The following is an 18,121-nucleotide window of genomic DNA, read 5'->3' as shown; positions in this document are numbered from 1 at the left end:
CGCCGAGGCCGAGGCGGAAGGCCCCGAGCCCGGGGTGGCCCCCGGGCCCGCGCAACCGCTGACCGCGAGCAGCAGGACGGCGGCGACGGCGAGGCGGCGGGCGGGGAAGGGCATCGGGATCTCCTGGGCATGCTGGCGCGAACGAGGTGCTGCGGTTCGCGCGCGGAGATGATGCCCGGCGCTCCACCATCGTACGGCCGCGCGGCCCCGCGCGCATCGCCGCGGACCTCCGCCGCGCGCGGCTCCGCCCCGCGATCGCAACGCTCAGGAAACCCGCGAGAAATCGTCCGGAGGGACAGTGACGCTTGACGCTGGAGGCCCGACACCCGGAGAGTGCTCTTGACGAGGGCAGCGTCGCCGTCGTCCACAGCGAGGAAGTCGAGGAGCACATGACCACGGTTCGTGCAGCGATCACCCAGACCACCTGGACCGGCGACAAGGCGTCGATGCTCGACCGCCATGAGGCGTTCATGCGCGAGGCGGCCGAGCAGGGAGCGCAGCTCATCTGCTTCCAGGAGCTCTTCTACGGCCCCTACTTCGGCATCACGCAGGACAAGAAGTACTACGACTACGCCGAGCCCGCCGACGGGCCCATCGTGCAGCGCTTCGCGGCGCTCGCGAAGGAGCTGAACATGGTCGCGATCCTCCCCATCTACGAGGAGGAGCAGACCGGCGTCTACTACAACTCCGCGGTCGTCGTCGATGCCGACGGCTCGATCCTCGGCACCTACCGCAAGCACCACCTGCCGCACCTCGACCGCTTCTGGGAGAAGTTCTACTTCCGCCCCGGCAACCTCGGCTACCCCGTCTTCGACACCGCCGTCGGCAAGGTCGGCGTGTACATCTGCTACGACCGCCACTTCCCGGAGGGCTGGCGCGAGCTCGGCCTCGCGGGCGCGCACATGGTGTTCAACCCGAACGCGACGAAGCCCGGCCTCTCGAACCGGCTGTGGGAGGTCGAGGGGCCTGCGGCCGCGGTCGCGAACGGCTACTTCGTGCTCCAGCCCAACCGCGTCGGCCGCGAGGACAACGAGTACGGCGAGCTCGCCGTCGACTTCTACGGCACGAGCCAGGTGATCGACCCGCGCGGCAACTTCGTCGGCGACCGCGGCTCCGATTCGCAGGAGGAGCTCATCATCCGCGACCTCGACCTCGACGTCGTGCGGCAGATGCGCGACGACTGGCAGTTCTACCGGGACCGCCGGCCCGACTCGTACACCCGGATCGCGAAGCCGTAGGGGGAGCCATGGCCACCACGCTCATCACCGGCGGCACCGTCGTCTCCGCCACCGGCGCATCCGCCGCCGACGTGCTCGTCGACGGCGAGACCATCCGCGCCGTGCTCGCGCCCGGCAGCGAGCTGCTCGGCGTCGACCTCGCCCGCTCCGTCGACAGGGTCGTGGATGCGACGGGCAAGTACGTGATCCCCGGCGGCATCGACGCACACACCCACATGGAGCTGCCGTTCGGCGGCACCGCCGCGAGCGACACGTTCGAGACCGGCACGCGCGCGGCCGCGTGGGGCGGCACGACGACGATCATCGACTTCGCCGTGCAGACCTACGGGCAGCGCGTCGAGGACGGGCTCGCCGCGTGGCACGAGAAGGCCGCCGGGAGCTGCGCGATCGACTACGGCTTCCACCAGATCGTCGGCGACGTCAACGAGGCGTCGCTGCAGGCGCTGCGGGGCCTCGCCGACGAGGGCATCTCGAGCTACAAGCTCTTCATGGCCTACCCGGGCGTCTTCTACTCCGACGACGCGCAGATCCTCAAGGCGATGCAGGTCGCGGCCGACACGGGCCTCATGACGATGATGCACGCCGAGAACGGGCCGGCGATCGACGTGCTCGTGCAGCAGCTGCTCGCCGAGGGGAAGACCGCGCCGAAGTACCACGGCGTCGCCCGCGCGTGGCAGATGGAGGAGGAGGCGACGCACCGCGCGATCATGCTCGCGAACCTCACCGGCGCACCGCTCTACGTCGTGCACGTGAGCGCGAAGCAAGCGGTCGCGCAGCTCGCCTCCGCGCGCGACGCGGGGCAGAACGTGTTCGGCGAGACGTGCCCGCAGTACCTCTACCTCTCGCTCGAGGAGCAGCTGGCCGCCTCGAGCGACGAGTGGGGCGAGTTCGAGGGCGCGAAGTGGGTGTGCTCGACGCCGTTGCGCTCGAAGCACGAGCACCACCAGGACGAGCTCTGGAGCGCGCTGCGCACGAACGACATCCAGATGGTCTCGACCGACCACTGCCCCTTCTGCATGAAGGATCAGAAGGAGCTCGGGCGTGGCGACTTCTCGAAGATCCCGAACGGCATCGGCTCCGTCGAGCACCGCATGGACCTGCTCTACCAAGGGGTGGTGGACGGGCAGATCTCGCTCGAGCGCTGGGTCGAGATCACGGCGACGACGCCCGCGCGCATGTTCGGGCTCTACGGCAGGAAGGGCGTCATCCAGCCGGGCGCCGACGCCGACATCGTCGTCTACGACCCGGCGGGGCACACGTCGATCGGCGTCGACAAGACGCACCACATGAACATGGATCACTCCGCGTGGGAGGGCTTCGAGATCGACGGGCACGTCGACACCGTCATGAGCCGCGGCCGCGTCGTCGTTGACGACGCGCAGTACCTCGGCAGCCCCGGTGACGGCTCGTTCGTCAAGCGCGGCCTGAGCCAGTACCTGCTGTGACGACCATGGAGTTCGGCGCCGTCTTCCAGACCAACCCGCCCGCGAGCCGCTTCGTGCAGCTCGCCCAGCTCGCCGAGGTGCACGGCTTCAGCCACGTGTGGTCGTTCGACAGCCACGTGCTGTGGCAGGAGCCCTACGTGATCCTCTCGGCGGCGCTCGCCGCCACCCGGCGCGTCACGGTCGGCACCTTCGTCACGAATCCGGCCACCCGCGACTGGAGCGTCACGGCCTCGACGTTCGCGACGCTCAACGAGATGTACGGCAATCGCACGATCTGCGGCATCGGCCGCGGCGACTCGGCCGTGCGCGTCGGCGGCGGCAAGCCCACGACGCTCCGCGAGCTGCGCGAGGCCGTGCACGTCATCCGCGAGCTCGGCTCGAGCCGAGCGGTGCGGGTGGGGGATGCGACGCTGCGGCTGCCGTGGTCGCAGGGCTCGGAGCTGCCCGTGTGGGTCGCCGCCTACGGGCCGATGGCGCTCAAGCTCACCGGCGAGGTGGGCGACGGCTTCATCCTGCAGCTCGCCGATCCCGAGATCACGAAGTGGATGATCCAGCACGTGCGCGATGCCGCCGACAACGCGGGCCGCGATCCCATGTCGATCAAGATCTGCGTCGCGGGGCCTGCCTACGTCGGCGACGACCGCGCCCACCAGCGCGAGCAGTCGCGCTGGTTCGGCGGCATGGTCGGCAACCACGTCGCCGACATCGTCGCCCGCTACGGCTCGACCGCCGGCACCGACGGCTCGGCGGGCGTCATCCCCGCCGACCTGGCCGACTACATCGCGCAGCGCGAGGGCTACGACTACAACACGCACGGCAAGGCCGACAACGACCACGTCGACTTCGTGCCGGATGCGATCGTCGACCGGTTCTGCGTGCTCGGCACGGTCGACGACCACATCGAGAAGCTCACCCGGCTCAGCGAGCTCGGCGTCGACCAGTTCGCGGCGTACGTCATGCACGACGACAAGGAGGAGACGCTCCGCCAGTACGGCGAGCGCATCATCCCGGCGCTGCGCGGCACCGCGCTCGCGAGGTCGTGACCCGTGCGGGCCCGGAGCGCGCAGCCGCTGCTCTTCGGCGCCCTCGGCGTGGTGCTGCTCGCGGTCGTGTGGGAGCTCTACAAGGCGCTCGGCCCCGCTGAGGGGGTCGCGGTCGGCGGCACGGTGCTGCTGCCGCGCACGACCGACCTCGCGATGCCGCACGTGTGGGACTCCGTCGCGCGCGCCTTCCAGCCCGCGACGGGCGCTGCGGGCGAGCTCGTCGTCGTCGCGGTCGCGAGGGCCGCGGCCTCGACGCTCGGCACCGCCGCGATCGGGCTCCTGCTCGGCGCGGTCGTCGGCGTGCTGCTCGCGCTCGTGATGCAGCGCTTCCGGCTCGCGGAGCGGGCGATGCTGCCGTGGCTCATCCTGAGCCAGACGGTGCCGCTCATCGCCCTCGCGCCGCTCGTGGTCGCGTGGGGCGGCAGGCTCGAGCTCGGCGCGCTGCAGTGGGAGCGGTGGATGAGCGTGGCCGTCATCGCCTCCTACCTCGCGTTCTTCCCGATCGCGATCGGCACGCTCCGCGGGCTGCGCGCGCCGGAGCAGGAGCACCTCGACCTCTTCCGCGCGCAAGGCGTCGGCTGGTGGCGCACGCTCCGCTCGCTGCGGCTGCCGGCCGCCGTGCCGCAGCTGCTGTCGTCGCTGCGGCTGGGCGCGGCGACCGCGATCATCGGCACCGTCGTCGCCGAGGTCTCGACCGGCGCGCGCGGCGGCATCGGCCGGCTCATCGTCGAGTACGCGCAATCGGGCTCGTCCGACCCCGCGAAGGCCTGGGCGCCCATCGCCGGTGCCGTCGTCATGGGGCTCGTCGCGGCGGGCGTCGTCGCGCTCGCGGGGCTCGCGCTCCGCGACTACCGCAGAGCGGAGGCGCGATGAGCGCTGTCGAGGTGTCGAGCGTCACGAAGGAGTTCGCGGTCGCCGCCGCGCGCCCCGCGCGGGGTCGGGGCGGCGCGGGTCGGGGCGGCGCAGGCCGCGACACGGCGGCTTCGGGACCGGGCACGGTGCGCGCGCTCGACGACGTGAGCCTCACGGTGGCCGAGGGCGAGTTCGTCGCCCTGATCGGGCCATCTGGCTGCGGCAAGTCGACGCTCATGCGGCTCATCGCCGACCTCGACGAGCCATCGAGCGGCGAGGTGTCGGTCTTCGGCATGCCAGCGCGGCAGGCCCGGCTCGAGCGGGCCTACGGCATCGCCTTCCAGCAGTCGGGCCTGCTGCCGTGGCGCACGGTGCGGGCGAACGTCGAGCTGCCGCTGCAGCTGCACGGGGCTCCCGCCGCCGAGCGACGCGCTCGCGCCGACGAGCTCATCGAGCTCGTCGGGCTCACCGAGTTCGCCGACCGGCACCCCGATCAGCTCTCCGGCGGCATGCAGCAGCGCGTCGCGATCGCGCGATCGCTCGCCGAGCATCCGCGGCTGCTGCTCATGGACGAGCCGTTCGGCGCGCTCGACGAGATGACGCGCGAGCGGCTGCAGGGCGAGCTGCTGCGCATCCGGGCCGAGACCGGCGCCGCCGTGGTGTTCGTCACCCACTCCATCCCGGAGGCCGTGTTCCTCGCCGACCGCGTCGTCGTCATGAGCGCGCGCCCCGGCCGCATCACCGACATCGTCGCGGTCGAGCGCACTCCGATGGCGGCAGGGCCGGCCGACGACGCGGTGCGCGAGACGGATGCGTTCTTCCGCTCGGTCACGGCCGTGCGGGAGGCGCTCCACGGCAGGGAGGGCGCCGCGCCCCGCGGGGCGGAGGCACGATGACCGCGCTTCGGGCCGGGCAACAGGGGGCCGGGCGACCGCGCACCGGGCCACGAACGGGCCCGCACTGGACCGACAGCGGCTGGGTGCGGATCGTCGCGCCCCTCGTGCTCGGCGCCGCCGCGCTCGTGCTGTGGGAGGTCGCGGTGCGCGCGCTCGGCATCCAGCCCTACCTGCTGCCGGCGCCGAGCGCGATCCTCGCGCAGCTGCAGGCGACGCTCGGCGGGATCGTGCAGGCGGCGCTCGCGACCGGCAGGAACGCGCTCCTCGGGCTGCTGCTCGGCGCGCTGGTCGGCGTCGTCGTCGCGGCGCTCGCGTCGCGGCTGCGCTGGCTCGACCAGGTGGTGGCGCCGCTCGTCGCCGCGATCGCGGTCGTCCCGATCGTCGCGCTCGCGCCCGTGCTGCAGACGATGTACGGCGCGACGAGCGAGATGCCGCGCATCGTCGTGGTCGCGATCGCCTCGTTCGTGCCCGTCTTCATCACGACGCTCCGCGGGCTGCGGCAGGTGCGCCCCGTGCACCGCGACCTCATGCGCGCCTACGGCGCGAGCGGCTGGCAGGCGACGCGCGTCGTGACGCTGCCGGGCGCCGTCCCGTTCGTCTTCGCGGGGCTCACGATCGCGTCGTCGGTCGCCGTCATCTCCGCGATCGTCGCCGAGTACTTCGGCGGGCTGCAGAACGGCCTCGGCAGCCGCATCGCGAGCGCCGCCGCGCAGTCCGGCTACCCGCGCGCGTGGGCCTACGTCGTCGCATCCATCGTGCTGGGCCTCGTCTTCTACGCCGTCACGCTCCTCGCCGAGCGCACCGCGAGCCGCTGGGCCCGCATCCCCGTCAGCTGAACCACCACCCCATCCGAGGAGCCACCATGTCCCGATCCACGCACCGACCCGGAGGGCCGTCCCGGCCACGACGCCGGGCCGTCCTCGCCGCTGTCGCGGCCGTCGCATCCGCCGTGCTCGTCGCCTGCTCGACCGGCACGGCGCCCGAGGCGTCGGAGCCCGGCACCGACGGCGAGCTCACGCCCGTCACGCTGCAGCTGCAGTGGTTCGCGCAGGGCCAGTTCGCCGGCTACTACGCCGCCGTCGACCAGGGCTTCTACGAGGCGGCCGGCCTCGACGTCACGATCGCCGAGGGCGGGGCCGACATCGTGCCGCAGACCGTGCTCGCCGACGGCGCCGCCGACTTCGCGATCGCGTGGGTGCCGAAGGCGCTCGCGAGCCGCGAGCAGGGCGCGATGATCACCGATGTCGCGCAGATCTTCCAGCGCTCGGGCACGTTGCAGGTGTCGTTCGCCGACGCCGGCATCGACTCGGTCGACGACCTCGCGGGCAAGAACGTCGGCTCGTGGGGCTTCGGCAACGAGTTCGAGCTCTTCGCGGCGCTCACGGAGGCCGGGCTCGACCCGATGAGCGACGTCACGCTCGTGCAGCAGGCGTTCGACATGTCGGGCCTGCTCTCGGGCGACATCGACGCGGCGCAGGCGATGACCTACAACGAGTACGCGCAGCTGCTCGAGACGGTCGACCCCGAGACGGGCGAGCTCTACACGGCCGAGGACTTCTCGGCGCTCGACTGGAACGACGCCGGCACCGCGATGCTGCAGGACGCCATCTGGGCCTCGAGCGACCGGCTCGACGACCCCGAGTTCCAGGAGACGACGGTCGCCTTCATCAAGGCGTCGATCGAGGGCTGGATCTACGCGCGCGACAACCCCGAGGAGGCGGCGCAGATCGTCGTCGACTCGGGCAGCCAGCTCGGCGCCTCGCACCAGCTGTGGATGGTGAACGAGATCAACCGCCTCGTGTGGCCGTCGCCTGACGGCATCGGCATCATCGACGAGGGCGCGTGGCAGCAGACGGTCGACATCGCGATGGGCACCACCAACCAGGACGGCGCGACCGTGCTGACCGAGGAGCCGAGCGAGGGCGCGTGGACGAACGAGTTCGTCGAGCAGGCGCTCGCGCAGCTCGAGGAGGAGGGCGTCGACATCACCGGCGCCGACTTCGCGCCGATCGAGGTCGAGCTGCAGGAGGGCGGCCAGTAGGCCGCGCGTGTCGCGGGTCTGCGTCCGAGCTGCTCTCGACTCGGACGCAGACCCTCGACGGGGGCCGCTGCGGAGGCGCGGCCCGCGACGGGGCCTGGCGGACCGGCGGTCGCCGTCCACGGGTAGAGTCCGAAGGAGTCCCACCGCCGCTGATGAGGAGCACCGATGAGCAGCACGTTCGATCCCGCCGACGGAGACCGCGCCCGAGACCTCGACAGGCTCGTGCTGCACTCGTGGTCGCAGCACGGCTCCGTGAACCCGTTCACCGTCGCGCGCGGCGAGGGCGTGAAGCTCTGGGACCACGACGGGCGCGAGTACCTCGACTTCTCGAGCCAGCTCGTGAACACGAACATCGGCCACTCGCACCCGCGCGTCGTCGAAGCCATCCAGCGCCAGGCGGCGGAGCTCGCGACCGTCGCCCCCGCGACGACCAACCTGCGGCGCGGCGAGGCGGCAGAGCGCATCCTGTCGAAGATCGATGCCATGGCGGCCGTGTTCTTCACGAACGGCGGTGCGGATGCGGTCGAGAACGCCATCCGGATGGCGCGCGTGCACACGGGGCGGGCCAAGGTGCTCTCGCACTACCGCTCGTACCACGGCAACACGGGCGCGGCGGTGAACGCGACGGGCGACGCCCGCCGCGTCGGCAACGAGTTCGCGACCGGCCACGTGCACTGCTTCGGGCCCTTCCTCTACCGCTCGGAGTTCTGGGCCGAGACCGCGGAGCAGGAGTGCGAGCGGGCGCTGCAGCACGCGCGGCGCGTGATCGAGTCGGAGGGGCCGTCGACGTTCGCGGCGATCCTCGTCGAGTCGGTGCCGGGCACCGCGGGCATCCTGCTGCCGCCGCCCGGCTACCTGCAGGGGCTGCGCGAGCTCGCAGACCAGCACGGCATCGTGCTCATCCTCGACGAGGTGATGGCGGGCTTCGGCCGCACGGGCCACTGGTTCGCGCACCAGCACGACGGCGTCCGCCCCGACCTCGTCACCTTCGCGAAGGGCGTGAACTCCGGCTACGTGCCCGTCGGCGGCGTCATCATCAGCGAGCCGATCCTCGACACCTTCCGCAAGCGGGCCATCCCGGGCGGGCTCACCTACGCCGGCCACCCGCTCGCCGCCGCATCGATCGTCGCCGCGATCGACGCGATGACCGACGAGGGCATCGTCGAGCACGCCGCGCACCTCGGCGCCGACGTGCTCGGACCGGGGCTCGCCGAGCTCGCCGAGCGGCACGCGATCATCGGCGAGGTCCGCGGCCGCGGTGCCTTCTGGGCGCTCGACCTCGTGACCGACCGCGGCACGCGCGAGCCGGTCGACGCATCCGTCATCGGTCGCCTCAAGGGCCTGCTCATGGACCGCGGCTACGTGCCGTTCGCCGCCGACAACCGCCTGCACGTCGTGCCGCCGCTCGTCATGAGCGATGACGACGCCCGCACGGGCCTCGCCATCCTCGACGACGCCTTCACCGCCCTGACGTGACTTCTCGACGTCGCCTGTGGTCGTTCGGCGCCCAGAGCGGCGCGAACGACCACAGGCGACGTTGAGGATGCGGCAGACTCGTGCCATGAGCATCCACCTGCTGGGCGGCGGTGACGCCGACGACGAGTCGCGCTGGACCGGCCGCTTCGTCGCCGAGGCCCGCGAGCGCGCCGAGGGTCCCCCCGTCATCGTCGTCGTCCTCTGGGCGGCGGATGCGTCGGAGGGCGAGCAGTGGCACGACGACTACCGCGCCGACCTCATGGAGCTCGGCGCCGGCGAGGTGCGGATCGTGCAGCTGACGGCCGAGCGGACGTTGCTGCCGATCGACCTCGGCAGCGCCGACGGCCTCTTCGTCGGCGGCGGGCTGACGCCCGGCTACCACGCGGCGATCATGCCGGCGGCCGACACCATCCGCGGCCTCGTCTCGACGGGGCTGCCGTACGCCGGCTACTCGGCGGGCGCCATGATCGCCGGCGATGTCGCGCTGCTCGGCGGCTACCGCATCGGCGGCATCGCGGTCGCGGCGGAGGCGACGTCCGAGGGCCTCGACGAGGTGACCCTCGACGCGGGGCTCGGCCTCGTCGACCTCGTCGTCGACGTGCACGCGGCGCAGTACGGCACCGTCTCGCGCGCGATCGCGATCGTCGCGGCGGGGCTCTCCGACCGCGTCGTCGCGATCGACGAGTGCACGTCGCTCATCGTCGGAGCCGGCGGACTCGAGGTCGCGGGCGACGGCAGCGTCTGGACCGTCGACAAGGGCGAGGCCGCGGGCGACCGCGTCACGGTCTCGGTGCTCGCCGCCGCGTCATGACCGTCGCCCCGCTCACCGAGCTCGTCGACGCTGGCTGGGCGGAGGCGCTCGCGCCCGTCGACCCGGTGCTGCGCGACCTGGGGGAGCGGCTGCGGCGCGAGACCGCCGAGGGACGGCAGCACCTGCCGCCCGGCGACGCGGTGCTGCGGGCCTTCCGGCGGCCGATCGGCGAGGTGCGCGTGCTCGTCGTCGGCCAGGACCCGTACCCGACCCCCGGCCACTCGATCGGGCTCGCGTTCGCGGTCGAGCGGCACGTGCGGCCGCTGCCGCGATCGCTGCAGAACATCTACCGCGAGCTCCACGACGACCTCGGCCTCCCGCCCGCCCCGCACGGCGACCTCTCCGCGTGGGCCGATCAGGGGGTGCTCCTGCTCAACCGCGTGCTCACCGTCGGCGCCGGCGCACCCGCGTCGCACCGCAGGTGGGGATGGGAGCAGGTGACGGAGACGGCCATCCGGGCCCTCGTCGATCGCCGCGCCCCCGACGGCCGCCGGGTGCCGCTCGTCGCGATCCTCTGGGGTGCGCACGCGCAGTCCCTCGCTCCGCTGCTCGACGGCGTGCCGATCATCGCCTCGGCGCATCCGTCGCCGCTCTCGGCCCGCCGCGGCTTCTTCGGCTCGCGCCCCTTCTCGCGCGCCAACGCCGCGCTCGAGGCGCAAGGGGCCGCGCCGATCGACTGGCGCATCGACGAGGCGGAGCGCTGACGTGCTCCCCGAGGAGTACGAGCGCCGCCGCCGCCTGCCGCACCACCTGCGCGAGCCCGAGCACCGCGCGCCCGACTTCGCGTTCACGATCCGGCCTGCCGAGGCTCCCGACCTGCCGGTCGTGCGCGACATCTACCGCCACTACGTGCTGAACTCGACCGTCACGTTCGACGAGCGGCCGAAGACGCTCGCGCAGTGGCGGCGCAGCCTGCGGGAGTCGGGCGAGCTGCAGCTGCCCTTCCTCGTCGCCGAGAGCGCGACGGGCTCGATCCTCGGCTACGCGCTCGTGCAGCCGTGGAAGCAGCGCGCCGCCTACCGCTACACGGTCGAGTCGTCGGTGTACCTCTCGCCCGCCGCCGCGGGGCGCGGCCTCGGCCGGGCGCTCATGGAGGCGCTCATCGAGGCGACGCGAGCGCGCGGCGTGCGCGAGATGATCGCCGTCATCGCCGATCAGGGGGCGGATGCGTCGATCCGGCTGCACGAGCGGCTCGGCTTCGCGGAGATCGGGCGGATGGGCCGGGTCGGCCAGAAGTTCGGACGCGAGCTCGGCATCGTGCTGCTGCAGAAGTCGCTGCGGAAGCAGCGCGCGTGAACCGGGTGCGCGTGTGGCTCGCGGCGCTCGTGCTCGCACTGCCGCCGATCGTCATCGCCGGCACGTGGGCGGCGCTCGCGCCGCGGCTGCCCGACACCGTCGCGACCCACTGGTCGGATGCGGGGGTCGCCGACGACGTGTCGGCGACCGTGCCGACCGCGGTCGCGCTGCTCTCGATCACGACGACGATGCTCGTCGTCGCGATCGTGCTCGCCGCCGCCCGCATCGCCGACGCCACGCGCGCGATGCTGCTGTCGCTGCTCGCGGCGGTCTCGGGCATGCTCGCGGCGGCCTGGGTCGTCTCCGCCGTCACGACGGTCGAAGCGGGCAGCGCGCAGGAGGCGGTGCTCGGGCCGTGGCTCGCGCTGCTGCTCGGCGCGGTGCTGCTGCTCGTCGTCCCGTGGGCGATCCACCCCCGCACCGACGAGGTGCCCCGGCACGCTGAGCGGGCGATGCCGCTCGCGCCGAGCCGCGCCGCGTCGTGGACGGGCGAGGCGAGCTCGACCGCGTTCCTCGCCGTCGGCGTCGCGGTCGGCGCGTGCAGCCTGTTGCTCGCCGCGCTGCTGCCCGTCGCGCCGGAACCGTGGATCCCGATCACCGTCGCGGCCGTGCTCGTCGTCGCGGCGCTCGTCGTCGTCGCGCTCGCGCGCATCCGGGTGCGCGTCGACGCCGACGGGCTGCGCGTGCGTGGCGTCCTCGTGCCGCTGCCGCTGCGCACCATCCCGCTCGAGCGCATCCGCGTGGTCGAGGCGCTCGTCGTGGAGCCGCTCGACTGGGGCGGATGGGGCTACCGCGGCGTGCCGGGACGGCTCGCGATCGTGCTGCAGCGCGGCCCCGGCATCGTCGTGACGACGCGCGAGGGGTCGCGCTTCGCCGTCACGGTCGACGGCGCGCAGGAGGGCGCGTCGACCCTCGCGGGGCTCGTCGCCCGAGCGCGGCGGGACGAGCGCGGCGAGCGCTGACGACGGATGTCACCCGCCGATGTCACCCCGCAGTGCCACCATGGGCGCATGACGGAGTTCGACGAATGGCACCAGTCCCGGGAGCGCACCGACGCGCAGGCCGCAGCGGCCGCGAGCGACGTGAGCGCGACCGTCACCGACCTGGGCCCGGGCTTCTGGATGGTGTCGGTCGCGGGCGCGACGCGCGGCTTCATCGTGCAGATCGAGGTGAAGGGCGAGGTGCGCTTCGAGGCGCGCCTGCGGCACGTGAATCCCGGCCAGGGCACCCGCATCGGGGAGTACTGGGAGTTCGACCGGGCGATCGCCGCGATCATCGCCGAGCCGCCGCGCTTCGTCGGTCGCGACCCCTTCCGGGAGCTGACGAACTACGCGAGCCGCGAGCAGATGCTCGAGCGAACGGAGCGTAAGCGCCTGCAGCGGCGCGCGGGCCGGTACTTCGGGTGAGCGCCCAGGCGGCGGGGCTGCGGGAGCGCTACGAGGGCCTCGACTTCCGCTGGGCCTTCTGGCAGGTCGCGCTGTGGGCGATCGGCATCGGGGCGGCGCTCGCGGGCGCGGTCGTGCTGGGTGTGGCGGTCGTCTCCGGCGGCAGCACCGATGCGGTCCTGTGGGTGTCGATCGGGCTGTGGTCGCTGCTGCTCGGCGGTGCTGTCGGCGCCGCGATGGCCGTGCTCGCGCTCATCCTGCGACGGCTCGCGCACGGCGGCGCCCCGCTCCTGCTGCTGCGCTCGCTGCTCGGCGTCGCGGCGACGCTCGCGACGAGCGCGGCGCTCGTGTGGATCTCCGGCGGCATCGGCGAGCCGCTGCTCGCGCGCGCCGGGTTCCTCGTGCTCGGCGCCGCGATCGGCTGGTTCGCGCAGCACATCACCTTCGCGCGCCGACGTGCCGGGGCCGCGGCGTGACCGCGATCCACGAGCTCGGCGCGCTCGATCTCTGGCGGCTGCTGCACGCGCGCGAGCTGAGCGCCGTCGAGGTCGCGGAGCACTTCCTCGACCGCATCGAGCGGCTCGACGACGCCAACGCGATCGTGCACGTCGACGGCGAGCTCGCGCTCGAGCGGGCGCGCGCGGTCGACGGCGCCGACGACCGCACCGGGCTCATCCACGGGCTGCCGTTCGCCGACAAGGACCTCACGCGCCGCGCCGGGCAGCCCGCGACGCTCGGCTCGCGGTGGCAGGCGGATGCGGTCGCCGACACCACCGACCCGGTCGCGCGCGTGCTCGACGACGCGGGCGGCGTCGTGCTCGGCCGCAGCGCCTCACCCGAGCTCGGCTTCGCCGGCTACACGCGCTCCGCGCTGCACGGGCCGACGACGCTCCCGGGACACCCCGGGCTCCACGCCGGCGGTTCGTCGGGCGGCGCGGCCGCCGCGGTCGCGCAGGGGCTGGTGCCCTTCGCGCCGGGCTCCGACGGCGGCGGCTCGATCCGCATCCCCGCGGCCACGTGCGGGCTCGTCGGCCTCAAGCCCACGCGCGGCCGCATCCCCGCGCAGGGCGGCGTCGGCCAGGTCGGCGGGCTCACGACCGCGGGCGCGATCGGTCGCTCCGTCATGGACGTCGCGCTGCTCACCGACGCGCTCATCGGCCGGGTCAACGGCGTCACGCCGTACGAGCTCGTGCTGCGCTCGCCCGAGCACGACGACGGCTCGCTGCTCGCGGCCGCCGTGCGCGGCGAGGGCCGCTTCCGCATCGCGGTGCTGCGGGGCACGCCCTGGGACGCGACCCACGACATCCGCATCGCGCCCGAGGCGACGGCGGCGGTCGACGCGACGATCGCGGCGCTCACCGCCTTCGGCCACGAGGTGGGCGAGGTGGCGATGCCGGATGCGTCGGGGTTCCTAGGGATCGAGAGCTACGCCGAGGCGTTCACCGCGCTGTGGCGCGGGGGAGCGGCGACCGTGCCGATCGCGCGCGAGGACCGGCACCTGCTCGAGCCGCTCGCCCGCTGGATCATCGACTCGAGCGACGAGCTGAGCGCCGGCGGACTCGCGACCGCGCAGCTGTGGGCGACCGAGCTCGAGCGGCGGGTGCTCGCGGCGTTCGCGCCGTGGGATGCGGTGCTGACGCCCGCGACGGCGCTCACGCCGCGCCCGCTCGACTGGTACCCGACCGACGACGGTCGCGCCGACTTCGACGCGCAGGTGCGGCATACGCCGCACACCTCGTTCGTGAACATGACGGGACTGCCCGCGATCGCGCTGCCCGTGCACCGCACGGCACCGACCGCCGACGGGGATGCCCTTCCGATGGGCGTGCAGCTCATCGGCCGGCCGGGGGAGGAGGCGACGCTGCTCGCGATCGGCCGCCAGCTCGAGCGCCGCATCCCGTGGACGCAGCGAGTCGTCACCCGCATGCGCCCCTCCGCCCGCTGATCGAGCCGCTGCTGGGCGCCTGCGCCCGGCCGCGAGTCGAGATCACGCTCGACGATCGGGAGACCCGGCTACTCGACGATCCCCCGCCGCGGCTTCCGCAGGTAGCCGCCCTTCACCAGGCCCGCCTCGATCTCGAACCGGTTCTGCAGCGCGTCGACCCCGGCCGCGACGTACATCGGGATGAACCACAGCCCGTAGCGCTCCCACTGCTGCCGGTGCACGTCCTCGTGCTCGAGGATCTCCGGCGACACCGCATCCGCCGTGAGGAACGTCGCGCCCACCGTCGTGCCGCCTCTGCCGAACGCCCAGCTCGGCAGGCCGGAGATGACGGTGAGCTCACCCACGCGCCGCTCCTCGCCGCCCAGCATCCGTCCCCACAGCCGAGCGGCCCCTGTCGCGATGCGGTGCCCGGCGCGCGCGACGGGCGGAGCCGTGAGCGCCCGGAAGGCGGGGCCGGATGCCGCGCGGCCGACGACGCCGACGCGGCGGCCCATCCGCGCGATGCGGCTCGGAGTCGAGGTCATGCCGTCGACGCTACCCGGATGCGCGCCACCCGCGCCCGACCGCCGGTGGATGACGCGAGCGCTCGCACGTGGATAGCCTGGAGCCATGCGCCCGGAGCCGTACGGCATCCCCGACGCGGAGCCCCTGCGGATCGCGGTCGTCTCGATGCACACCTCGCCCGCCGATCGCCCCGGCAAGGGCGACGCGGGCGGGCTCAACGTGCTCGTGCTCGAGAGCGCGAAGGCGCTCGCGGCGCGCGGCCACCACGTCGACGTCTTCACCCGCTCGGCCGGCGCGCCGCACTCGGAGGCGCTCGCGCCGCGCGTCACGCTCTACGCGCTCGAGACGGGCGGCGGCGTCGTGCGCAAGCAGGAGCTCCCCAACCTGACCGACGCCTTCGGCGCGGAGCTCGAGCGAGCCGCGCTCGCCGCCTCGGACTCGTACGACGTCATCCACGCGCACTACTGGCTCTCGGGCCTCGCCGCGCTGCCGGTGTCGCTCTCGCTCGGCATCCCCATGGTGCAGACGTTCCACACGCTCGCGGAGGAGAAGAACCGGCGGCTCGCGGACGGCGAGCGCCCGGAGCCCGAGCGGCGCGTGCTCACCGAGCGCTACCTCGCGGGAGAGGCCGACGCGATCGCCGCCGTCTCGCGGGCCGAGATCGACGTGCTCTGCGACGGCATCGGCGCATCCGCCGAGCGCGTCTGGCTCGTGCCGCCCGCCGTCGACACCGTGCTCTTCCAGCCCGCGCCCGTCGGCTCGCGCGCCGAGGTGCGCGCGCGGCTCGGCGTGCGGCTCGACGAGGGCCTCGTCGTGTGCGTCGGCCGCGTGCAGCCCCTCAAGGGGCAGGACCTCGCGGTGCGGATGCTCGAGCACCTTCCGGGGGCCGTGCTCGTGCTCGCGGGCGACGCGACGCCCGGCGACGAGCGCTACCTCGAGTCGCTGCACGACATCGCGCGTGCGATCGGCGTGGAGGGGCGCGTGCGCCACATCGGCAGCCTCGAGCGACCCGCGCTCGCGCGTCTGCTCGACGCCGCCGAGGTCGTCGTCGTGCCGAGCCGCTCGGAGTCGTTCGGGCTCGTGCCGCTCGAGGCCGCGGCGAGCGGCACGCCGGTCGTGGCGTCGCGCGTGGGTGGGCTCATGGAGTCGGTCGTCGACGGCGAGACGGGCGTGCTCGTCGACGGGCGCGACCCTGCGGAGTGGGCGCAGGTCGTCGGCGCGATCCTCGACGACGCCGACCTGCAGCTCGAGCTCGGCCTCGCGGGCCGCCGCATCGTGAGCCGGCGCGATTGGCGCGACGTCGCGCAGGAGCTCGAGGTCGTCTACCGCACGACGATCCCCGCGAGCGCCTGACGCGCCTGTCCGGCTGCCCCGACGCGCGCGCAGCGTGTCAGCTGCCCTCGAAGGGGATCGGCCGGCCGGCGAGGTAGCCCTCCGCCGCGCGGCGGGCGTCGTTCGTCATGCCGAGCCGCTGCACCGTCGGCAGCAGCGAGCCGACGGCATCCGCTGCATCGGGGAGCGCCTCGCGCGCCGCCGCGAGCGTCGCCTGCACGGCGAGCGGCGCCTGCGCCGCGATCCGCTCGGCGAGCTCGAACGCGCGCTCCATCTCACCGCCCGCTGGCACGACCTCCTGCACGAGCCCGATCCGGTGCGCCTCCTGCGCGTCGAACCGGTCACCCGTCAGCACCCATCGCATCGCGTCGCCCCAGCCGAGCCGCGGGAACCGCACGGTCGCGCCGCCGAACGGCATGATGCCGCGCGCGACCTCGAGCTGCGCGAAGACCGTCGAGTCGGCGGCGACGACGATGTCGCTCGCGAGCGCGAGCTCGACGCCGAGGGTGAGGCACGTGCCGTGCACGGCGAGCACGACGGGCTTCCGCACCGGCTCCGTCTGGAGCCCCCACGGGTCGAGGCCGCCGTCGGGCACGAGGCGGATGCGCCCGGTCGCGAGCTTCGGCGCGACGTCGGCGAGGTCGAGGCCCGCCGTGAAGTGGTCGCCGCGAGCGCTCACGACGCCCGCGCGCAGCGTCGGGTCGCGGTCGAGCTGGCCGTAGGCGAGGGCGAGCTCCTGCAGCATCCGCTCGTCGGCGGCATTGCGCTTGTCGACCCGGTCGAGGGCCATGTGCAGGATGTGGCCGCGTCGCTCGATCGCGACGCGCGGGGTCGACTCGCTCATGCTCGTCAACCTAGTGGTGGCACGAGCAGAGGGGGCGGACGTTCGTCCACCCCCTCCAAGCGCGTGACGCGTCGAGCGCGATCAGCGGTCGACGACCTCCGCCTCGACGGTGTCGCCGCCCTGCTGCGAGCCCTGCTGCTGCCCGCTCTCGATCGAGCCCTGCGACGAGCCCGCGCCGACTGCCCGCTGCTGGTCGTGCTTGAGGGCCGCGAGGCGCGCCTCGATCTCGGTCTCGCGACCGACGTCCTCGAGCGCCTCGAACTGCGCGTCGAGCGACGACGCTGCGAGCTCCTGCTGGCCGACGACCCGCGCCTCCTCGCGACGGATCTTCTCCTCGAAGCGGCCGATCTCGCTCGTGGGGTCGAGGATGTCGATCGACTTGACGGCGTCGTGCACCTGCGTCTGCGCCTCGGCGACCTTGGCGCGCGCGATGAGCTCGGAGCGCTTCGACTTCAGCTGGTCGAGCTTGCCCTTCATCGTGTCGAGGCCGGTCTTCAGCTTGTCGACGACCTGGTTCTGCGACTGGATCGACGGCTCGGCGGCGCGCGCCTCCGACTCCGACTGCATCTGCTTGCCGATCGCGACCTTCGCGAGGTTGTCGAACTTCGCGGCGTCGGGCGAGTTCGAGGCGCGCAGCTCGTCGGCGCGCTGGCTCGCGGCGAGCGCCTTGCGGCCCCAGTCCTCGGCGGCGCGCACGTCCTCCTGGTAGTCCTGCTCCTGCAGGCGCAGGTTGCCGATCGTCTGCGCGATGGCGGCCTCGGCCTCGGCGATCGAGTTCGTGTAGTCCCGAACCATCTGGTCGAGCATCTTCTGCGGGTCCTCGGCCTGGTCGAGGAGCGCGTTGATGTTGGCCTTCGCGAGCTGCGAGATGCGGCCGAGGATGGACTGCTTGGTCATGGTCTTCCTTCCTGCGATGCCGCCGGAGCGGCCGTGTGGTTGTTGCACTGCGGTGTGGTCGAGAGTGGTGTGGTCGAGATGGATGCCCGGTCTGGGTCCGGTCGGATGCGCTCGAG

19 protein-coding genes are annotated in these 18,121 nt (G+C 73.4%); 16 read left to right on the top strand and 3 right to left on the bottom strand.

The features are described 5' to 3' along the window. The first annotated feature begins 389 nt into the window (after positions 1-389). The 15 genes from ABD106_RS14115 to ABD106_RS14045 all read left to right on the top strand — a co-directional run bounded on the left by ABD106_RS14115 (position 390) and on the right by ABD106_RS14045 (position 14,428). Positions 390-1,238: a nitrilase-related carbon-nitrogen hydrolase gene (locus tag ABD106_RS14115; RefSeq protein ID WP_343921475.1), complete on the top strand. Its 849-nt coding sequence runs from the start codon at positions 390-392 to the stop codon at positions 1,236-1,238. An 8-nt stretch (positions 1,239-1,246) separates the two neighbouring features. Further along, positions 1,247-2,683, top strand: a complete 1,437-nt coding sequence (hydA, locus tag ABD106_RS14110; RefSeq protein WP_343921473.1) for a dihydropyrimidinase — start codon at positions 1,247-1,249, stop codon at positions 2,681-2,683. A 5-nt stretch (positions 2,684-2,688) separates the two neighbouring features. After that, on the top strand, positions 2,689-3,726 hold the full coding sequence (locus ABD106_RS14105) for a TIGR03842 family LLM class F420-dependent oxidoreductase (RefSeq protein ID WP_343921619.1): 1,038 nt from the start codon (positions 2,689-2,691) through the stop codon (positions 3,724-3,726). A gap of 3 nt (positions 3,727-3,729) precedes the next feature. Next, complete coding sequence (locus ABD106_RS14100) at positions 3,730-4,599, top strand: ABC transporter permease (RefSeq protein ID WP_343921471.1); 870 nt, start codon at positions 3,730-3,732, stop codon at positions 4,597-4,599. Next, complete coding sequence (locus ABD106_RS14095; protein ID WP_343921469.1) at positions 4,596-5,474, top strand: ABC transporter ATP-binding protein; 879 nt, start codon at positions 4,596-4,598, stop codon at positions 5,472-5,474. Before ABD106_RS14100 ends, ABD106_RS14095 begins: the two co-directional genes overlap by 4 nt. A gap of 83 nt (positions 5,475-5,557) precedes the next feature. Next, positions 5,558-6,310, top strand: coding sequence for an ABC transporter permease (locus ABD106_RS14090; protein WP_343921467.1), 753 nt, complete (start codon positions 5,558-5,560; stop codon positions 6,308-6,310). Between the two features lie 26 nt (positions 6,311-6,336). Next, positions 6,337-7,515, top strand: coding sequence for an ABC transporter substrate-binding protein (locus ABD106_RS14085; protein ID WP_343921465.1), 1,179 nt, complete (start codon positions 6,337-6,339; stop codon positions 7,513-7,515). Between the two features lie 165 nt (positions 7,516-7,680). After that, on the top strand, positions 7,681-8,991 hold the full coding sequence (locus ABD106_RS14080) for an aspartate aminotransferase family protein (protein WP_343921463.1): 1,311 nt from the start codon (positions 7,681-7,683) through the stop codon (positions 8,989-8,991). A gap of 85 nt (positions 8,992-9,076) precedes the next feature. Then, positions 9,077-9,802, top strand: coding sequence for a Type 1 glutamine amidotransferase-like domain-containing protein (locus ABD106_RS14075; protein ID WP_343921462.1), 726 nt, complete (start codon positions 9,077-9,079; stop codon positions 9,800-9,802). Next, on the top strand, positions 9,799-10,506 hold the full coding sequence (locus ABD106_RS14070) for a uracil-DNA glycosylase (protein ID WP_343921460.1): 708 nt from the start codon (positions 9,799-9,801) through the stop codon (positions 10,504-10,506). Before ABD106_RS14075 ends, ABD106_RS14070 begins: the two co-directional genes overlap by 4 nt. A 1-nt stretch (position 10,507) precedes the next feature. Beyond that, positions 10,508-11,098: a GNAT family N-acetyltransferase gene (locus ABD106_RS14065; protein ID WP_343921458.1), complete on the top strand. Its 591-nt coding sequence runs from the start codon at positions 10,508-10,510 to the stop codon at positions 11,096-11,098. After that, positions 11,095-12,060, top strand: a complete 966-nt coding sequence (locus tag ABD106_RS14060) for an SdpI family protein (RefSeq protein ID WP_343921456.1) — start codon at positions 11,095-11,097, stop codon at positions 12,058-12,060. The genes ABD106_RS14065 and ABD106_RS14060 overlap by 4 nt, the downstream gene beginning before the upstream one ends. 48 nt (positions 12,061-12,108) lie before the next feature. Beyond that, entirely contained in the window at positions 12,109-12,504 is a 396-nt protein-coding gene (locus ABD106_RS14055) for a hypothetical protein (protein ID WP_343921454.1), read from the top strand. Beyond that, positions 12,501-12,959, top strand: a complete 459-nt coding sequence (locus tag ABD106_RS14050) for a hypothetical protein (RefSeq protein ID WP_343921452.1) — start codon at positions 12,501-12,503, stop codon at positions 12,957-12,959. The genes ABD106_RS14055 and ABD106_RS14050 overlap by 4 nt, the downstream gene beginning before the upstream one ends. Further along, positions 12,956-14,428, top strand: a complete 1,473-nt coding sequence (locus tag ABD106_RS14045) for an amidase (protein WP_343921450.1) — start codon at positions 12,956-12,958, stop codon at positions 14,426-14,428. The genes ABD106_RS14050 and ABD106_RS14045 overlap by 4 nt, the downstream gene beginning before the upstream one ends. Before the next feature lie 68 nt (positions 14,429-14,496). On the opposite strand, the gene ABD106_RS14040 is transcribed toward ABD106_RS14045, so the two are convergent. Beyond that, the gene (locus ABD106_RS14040) at positions 14,497-14,952 is read right to left on the bottom strand and encodes a hypothetical protein (RefSeq protein ID WP_343921448.1); all 456 of its coding nucleotides are present in this window, start codon (positions 14,950-14,952) and stop codon (positions 14,497-14,499) included. 85 nt (positions 14,953-15,037) lie between these two features. Here ABD106_RS14040 and ABD106_RS14035 point away from each other — a divergent pair, with 85 nt between their 5' ends. Next, complete coding sequence (locus ABD106_RS14035; protein WP_343921446.1) at positions 15,038-16,285, top strand: glycosyltransferase; 1,248 nt, start codon at positions 15,038-15,040, stop codon at positions 16,283-16,285. A gap of 37 nt (positions 16,286-16,322) precedes the next feature. Here ABD106_RS14035 and ABD106_RS14030 read toward each other — a convergent pair whose 3' ends face one another. Both ABD106_RS14030 and ABD106_RS14025 read right to left on the bottom strand, forming a co-directional pair. After that, entirely contained in the window at positions 16,323-17,108 is a 786-nt protein-coding gene (locus ABD106_RS14030; protein ID WP_343921444.1) for a crotonase/enoyl-CoA hydratase family protein, read from the bottom strand. A gap of 81 nt (positions 17,109-17,189) precedes the next feature. Further along, a complete protein-coding gene (locus ABD106_RS14025) occupies positions 17,190-18,005 on the bottom strand; it encodes a PspA/IM30 family protein (RefSeq protein ID WP_343921442.1) in 816 nt (271 codons plus the stop codon). Positions 18,006-18,121: the final 116 nt, after the last annotated feature.

It is taken from the genome of Agrococcus citreus (assembly GCF_039527715.1).
GTDB classification, from domain to species: Bacteria; Actinomycetota; Actinomycetes; order Actinomycetales; family Microbacteriaceae; genus Agrococcus; species Agrococcus citreus.
Note: the sequence above shows the minus strand (reverse complement) of the source record. Positions and strands in the feature narration are given on the sequence as shown.

What these genes read in the sequence shown, in the direction of transcription:
- ABD106_RS14040 (WP_343921448.1), bottom strand. Translation starts at nt 14,952, where the DNA reads ATGACCTCGACTCCGAGCCGCATCGCGCGGATGGGCCGCCGCGTCGGC.
- ABD106_RS14055 (WP_343921454.1), top strand. Translation starts at nt 12,109, where the DNA reads ATGACGGAGTTCGACGAATGGCACCAGTCCCGGGAGCGCACCGACGCG.
- ABD106_RS14070 (WP_343921460.1), top strand. Translation starts at nt 9,799, where the DNA reads ATGACCGTCGCCCCGCTCACCGAGCTCGTCGACGCTGGCTGGGCGGAG.
- ABD106_RS14035 (WP_343921446.1), top strand. Translation starts at nt 15,038, where the DNA reads ATGCGCCCGGAGCCGTACGGCATCCCCGACGCGGAGCCCCTGCGGATC.
- ABD106_RS14075 (WP_343921462.1), top strand. Translation starts at nt 9,077, where the DNA reads ATGAGCATCCACCTGCTGGGCGGCGGTGACGCCGACGACGAGTCGCGC.
- ABD106_RS14115 (WP_343921475.1), top strand. Translation starts at nt 390, where the DNA reads ATGACCACGGTTCGTGCAGCGATCACCCAGACCACCTGGACCGGCGAC.
- ABD106_RS14085 (WP_343921465.1), top strand. Translation starts at nt 6,337, where the DNA reads ATGTCCCGATCCACGCACCGACCCGGAGGGCCGTCCCGGCCACGACGC.
- ABD106_RS14030 (WP_343921444.1), bottom strand. Translation starts at nt 17,108, where the DNA reads ATGAGCGAGTCGACCCCGCGCGTCGCGATCGAGCGACGCGGCCACATC.
- ABD106_RS14080 (WP_343921463.1), top strand. Translation starts at nt 7,681, where the DNA reads ATGAGCAGCACGTTCGATCCCGCCGACGGAGACCGCGCCCGAGACCTC.
- ABD106_RS14025 (WP_343921442.1), bottom strand. Translation starts at nt 18,005, where the DNA reads ATGACCAAGCAGTCCATCCTCGGCCGCATCTCGCAGCTCGCGAAGGCC.
- hydA (WP_343921473.1), top strand. Translation starts at nt 1,247, where the DNA reads ATGGCCACCACGCTCATCACCGGCGGCACCGTCGTCTCCGCCACCGGC.
- ABD106_RS14105 (WP_343921619.1), top strand. Translation starts at nt 2,689, where the DNA reads ATGGAGTTCGGCGCCGTCTTCCAGACCAACCCGCCCGCGAGCCGCTTC.
- ABD106_RS14095 (WP_343921469.1), top strand. Translation starts at nt 4,596, where the DNA reads ATGAGCGCTGTCGAGGTGTCGAGCGTCACGAAGGAGTTCGCGGTCGCC.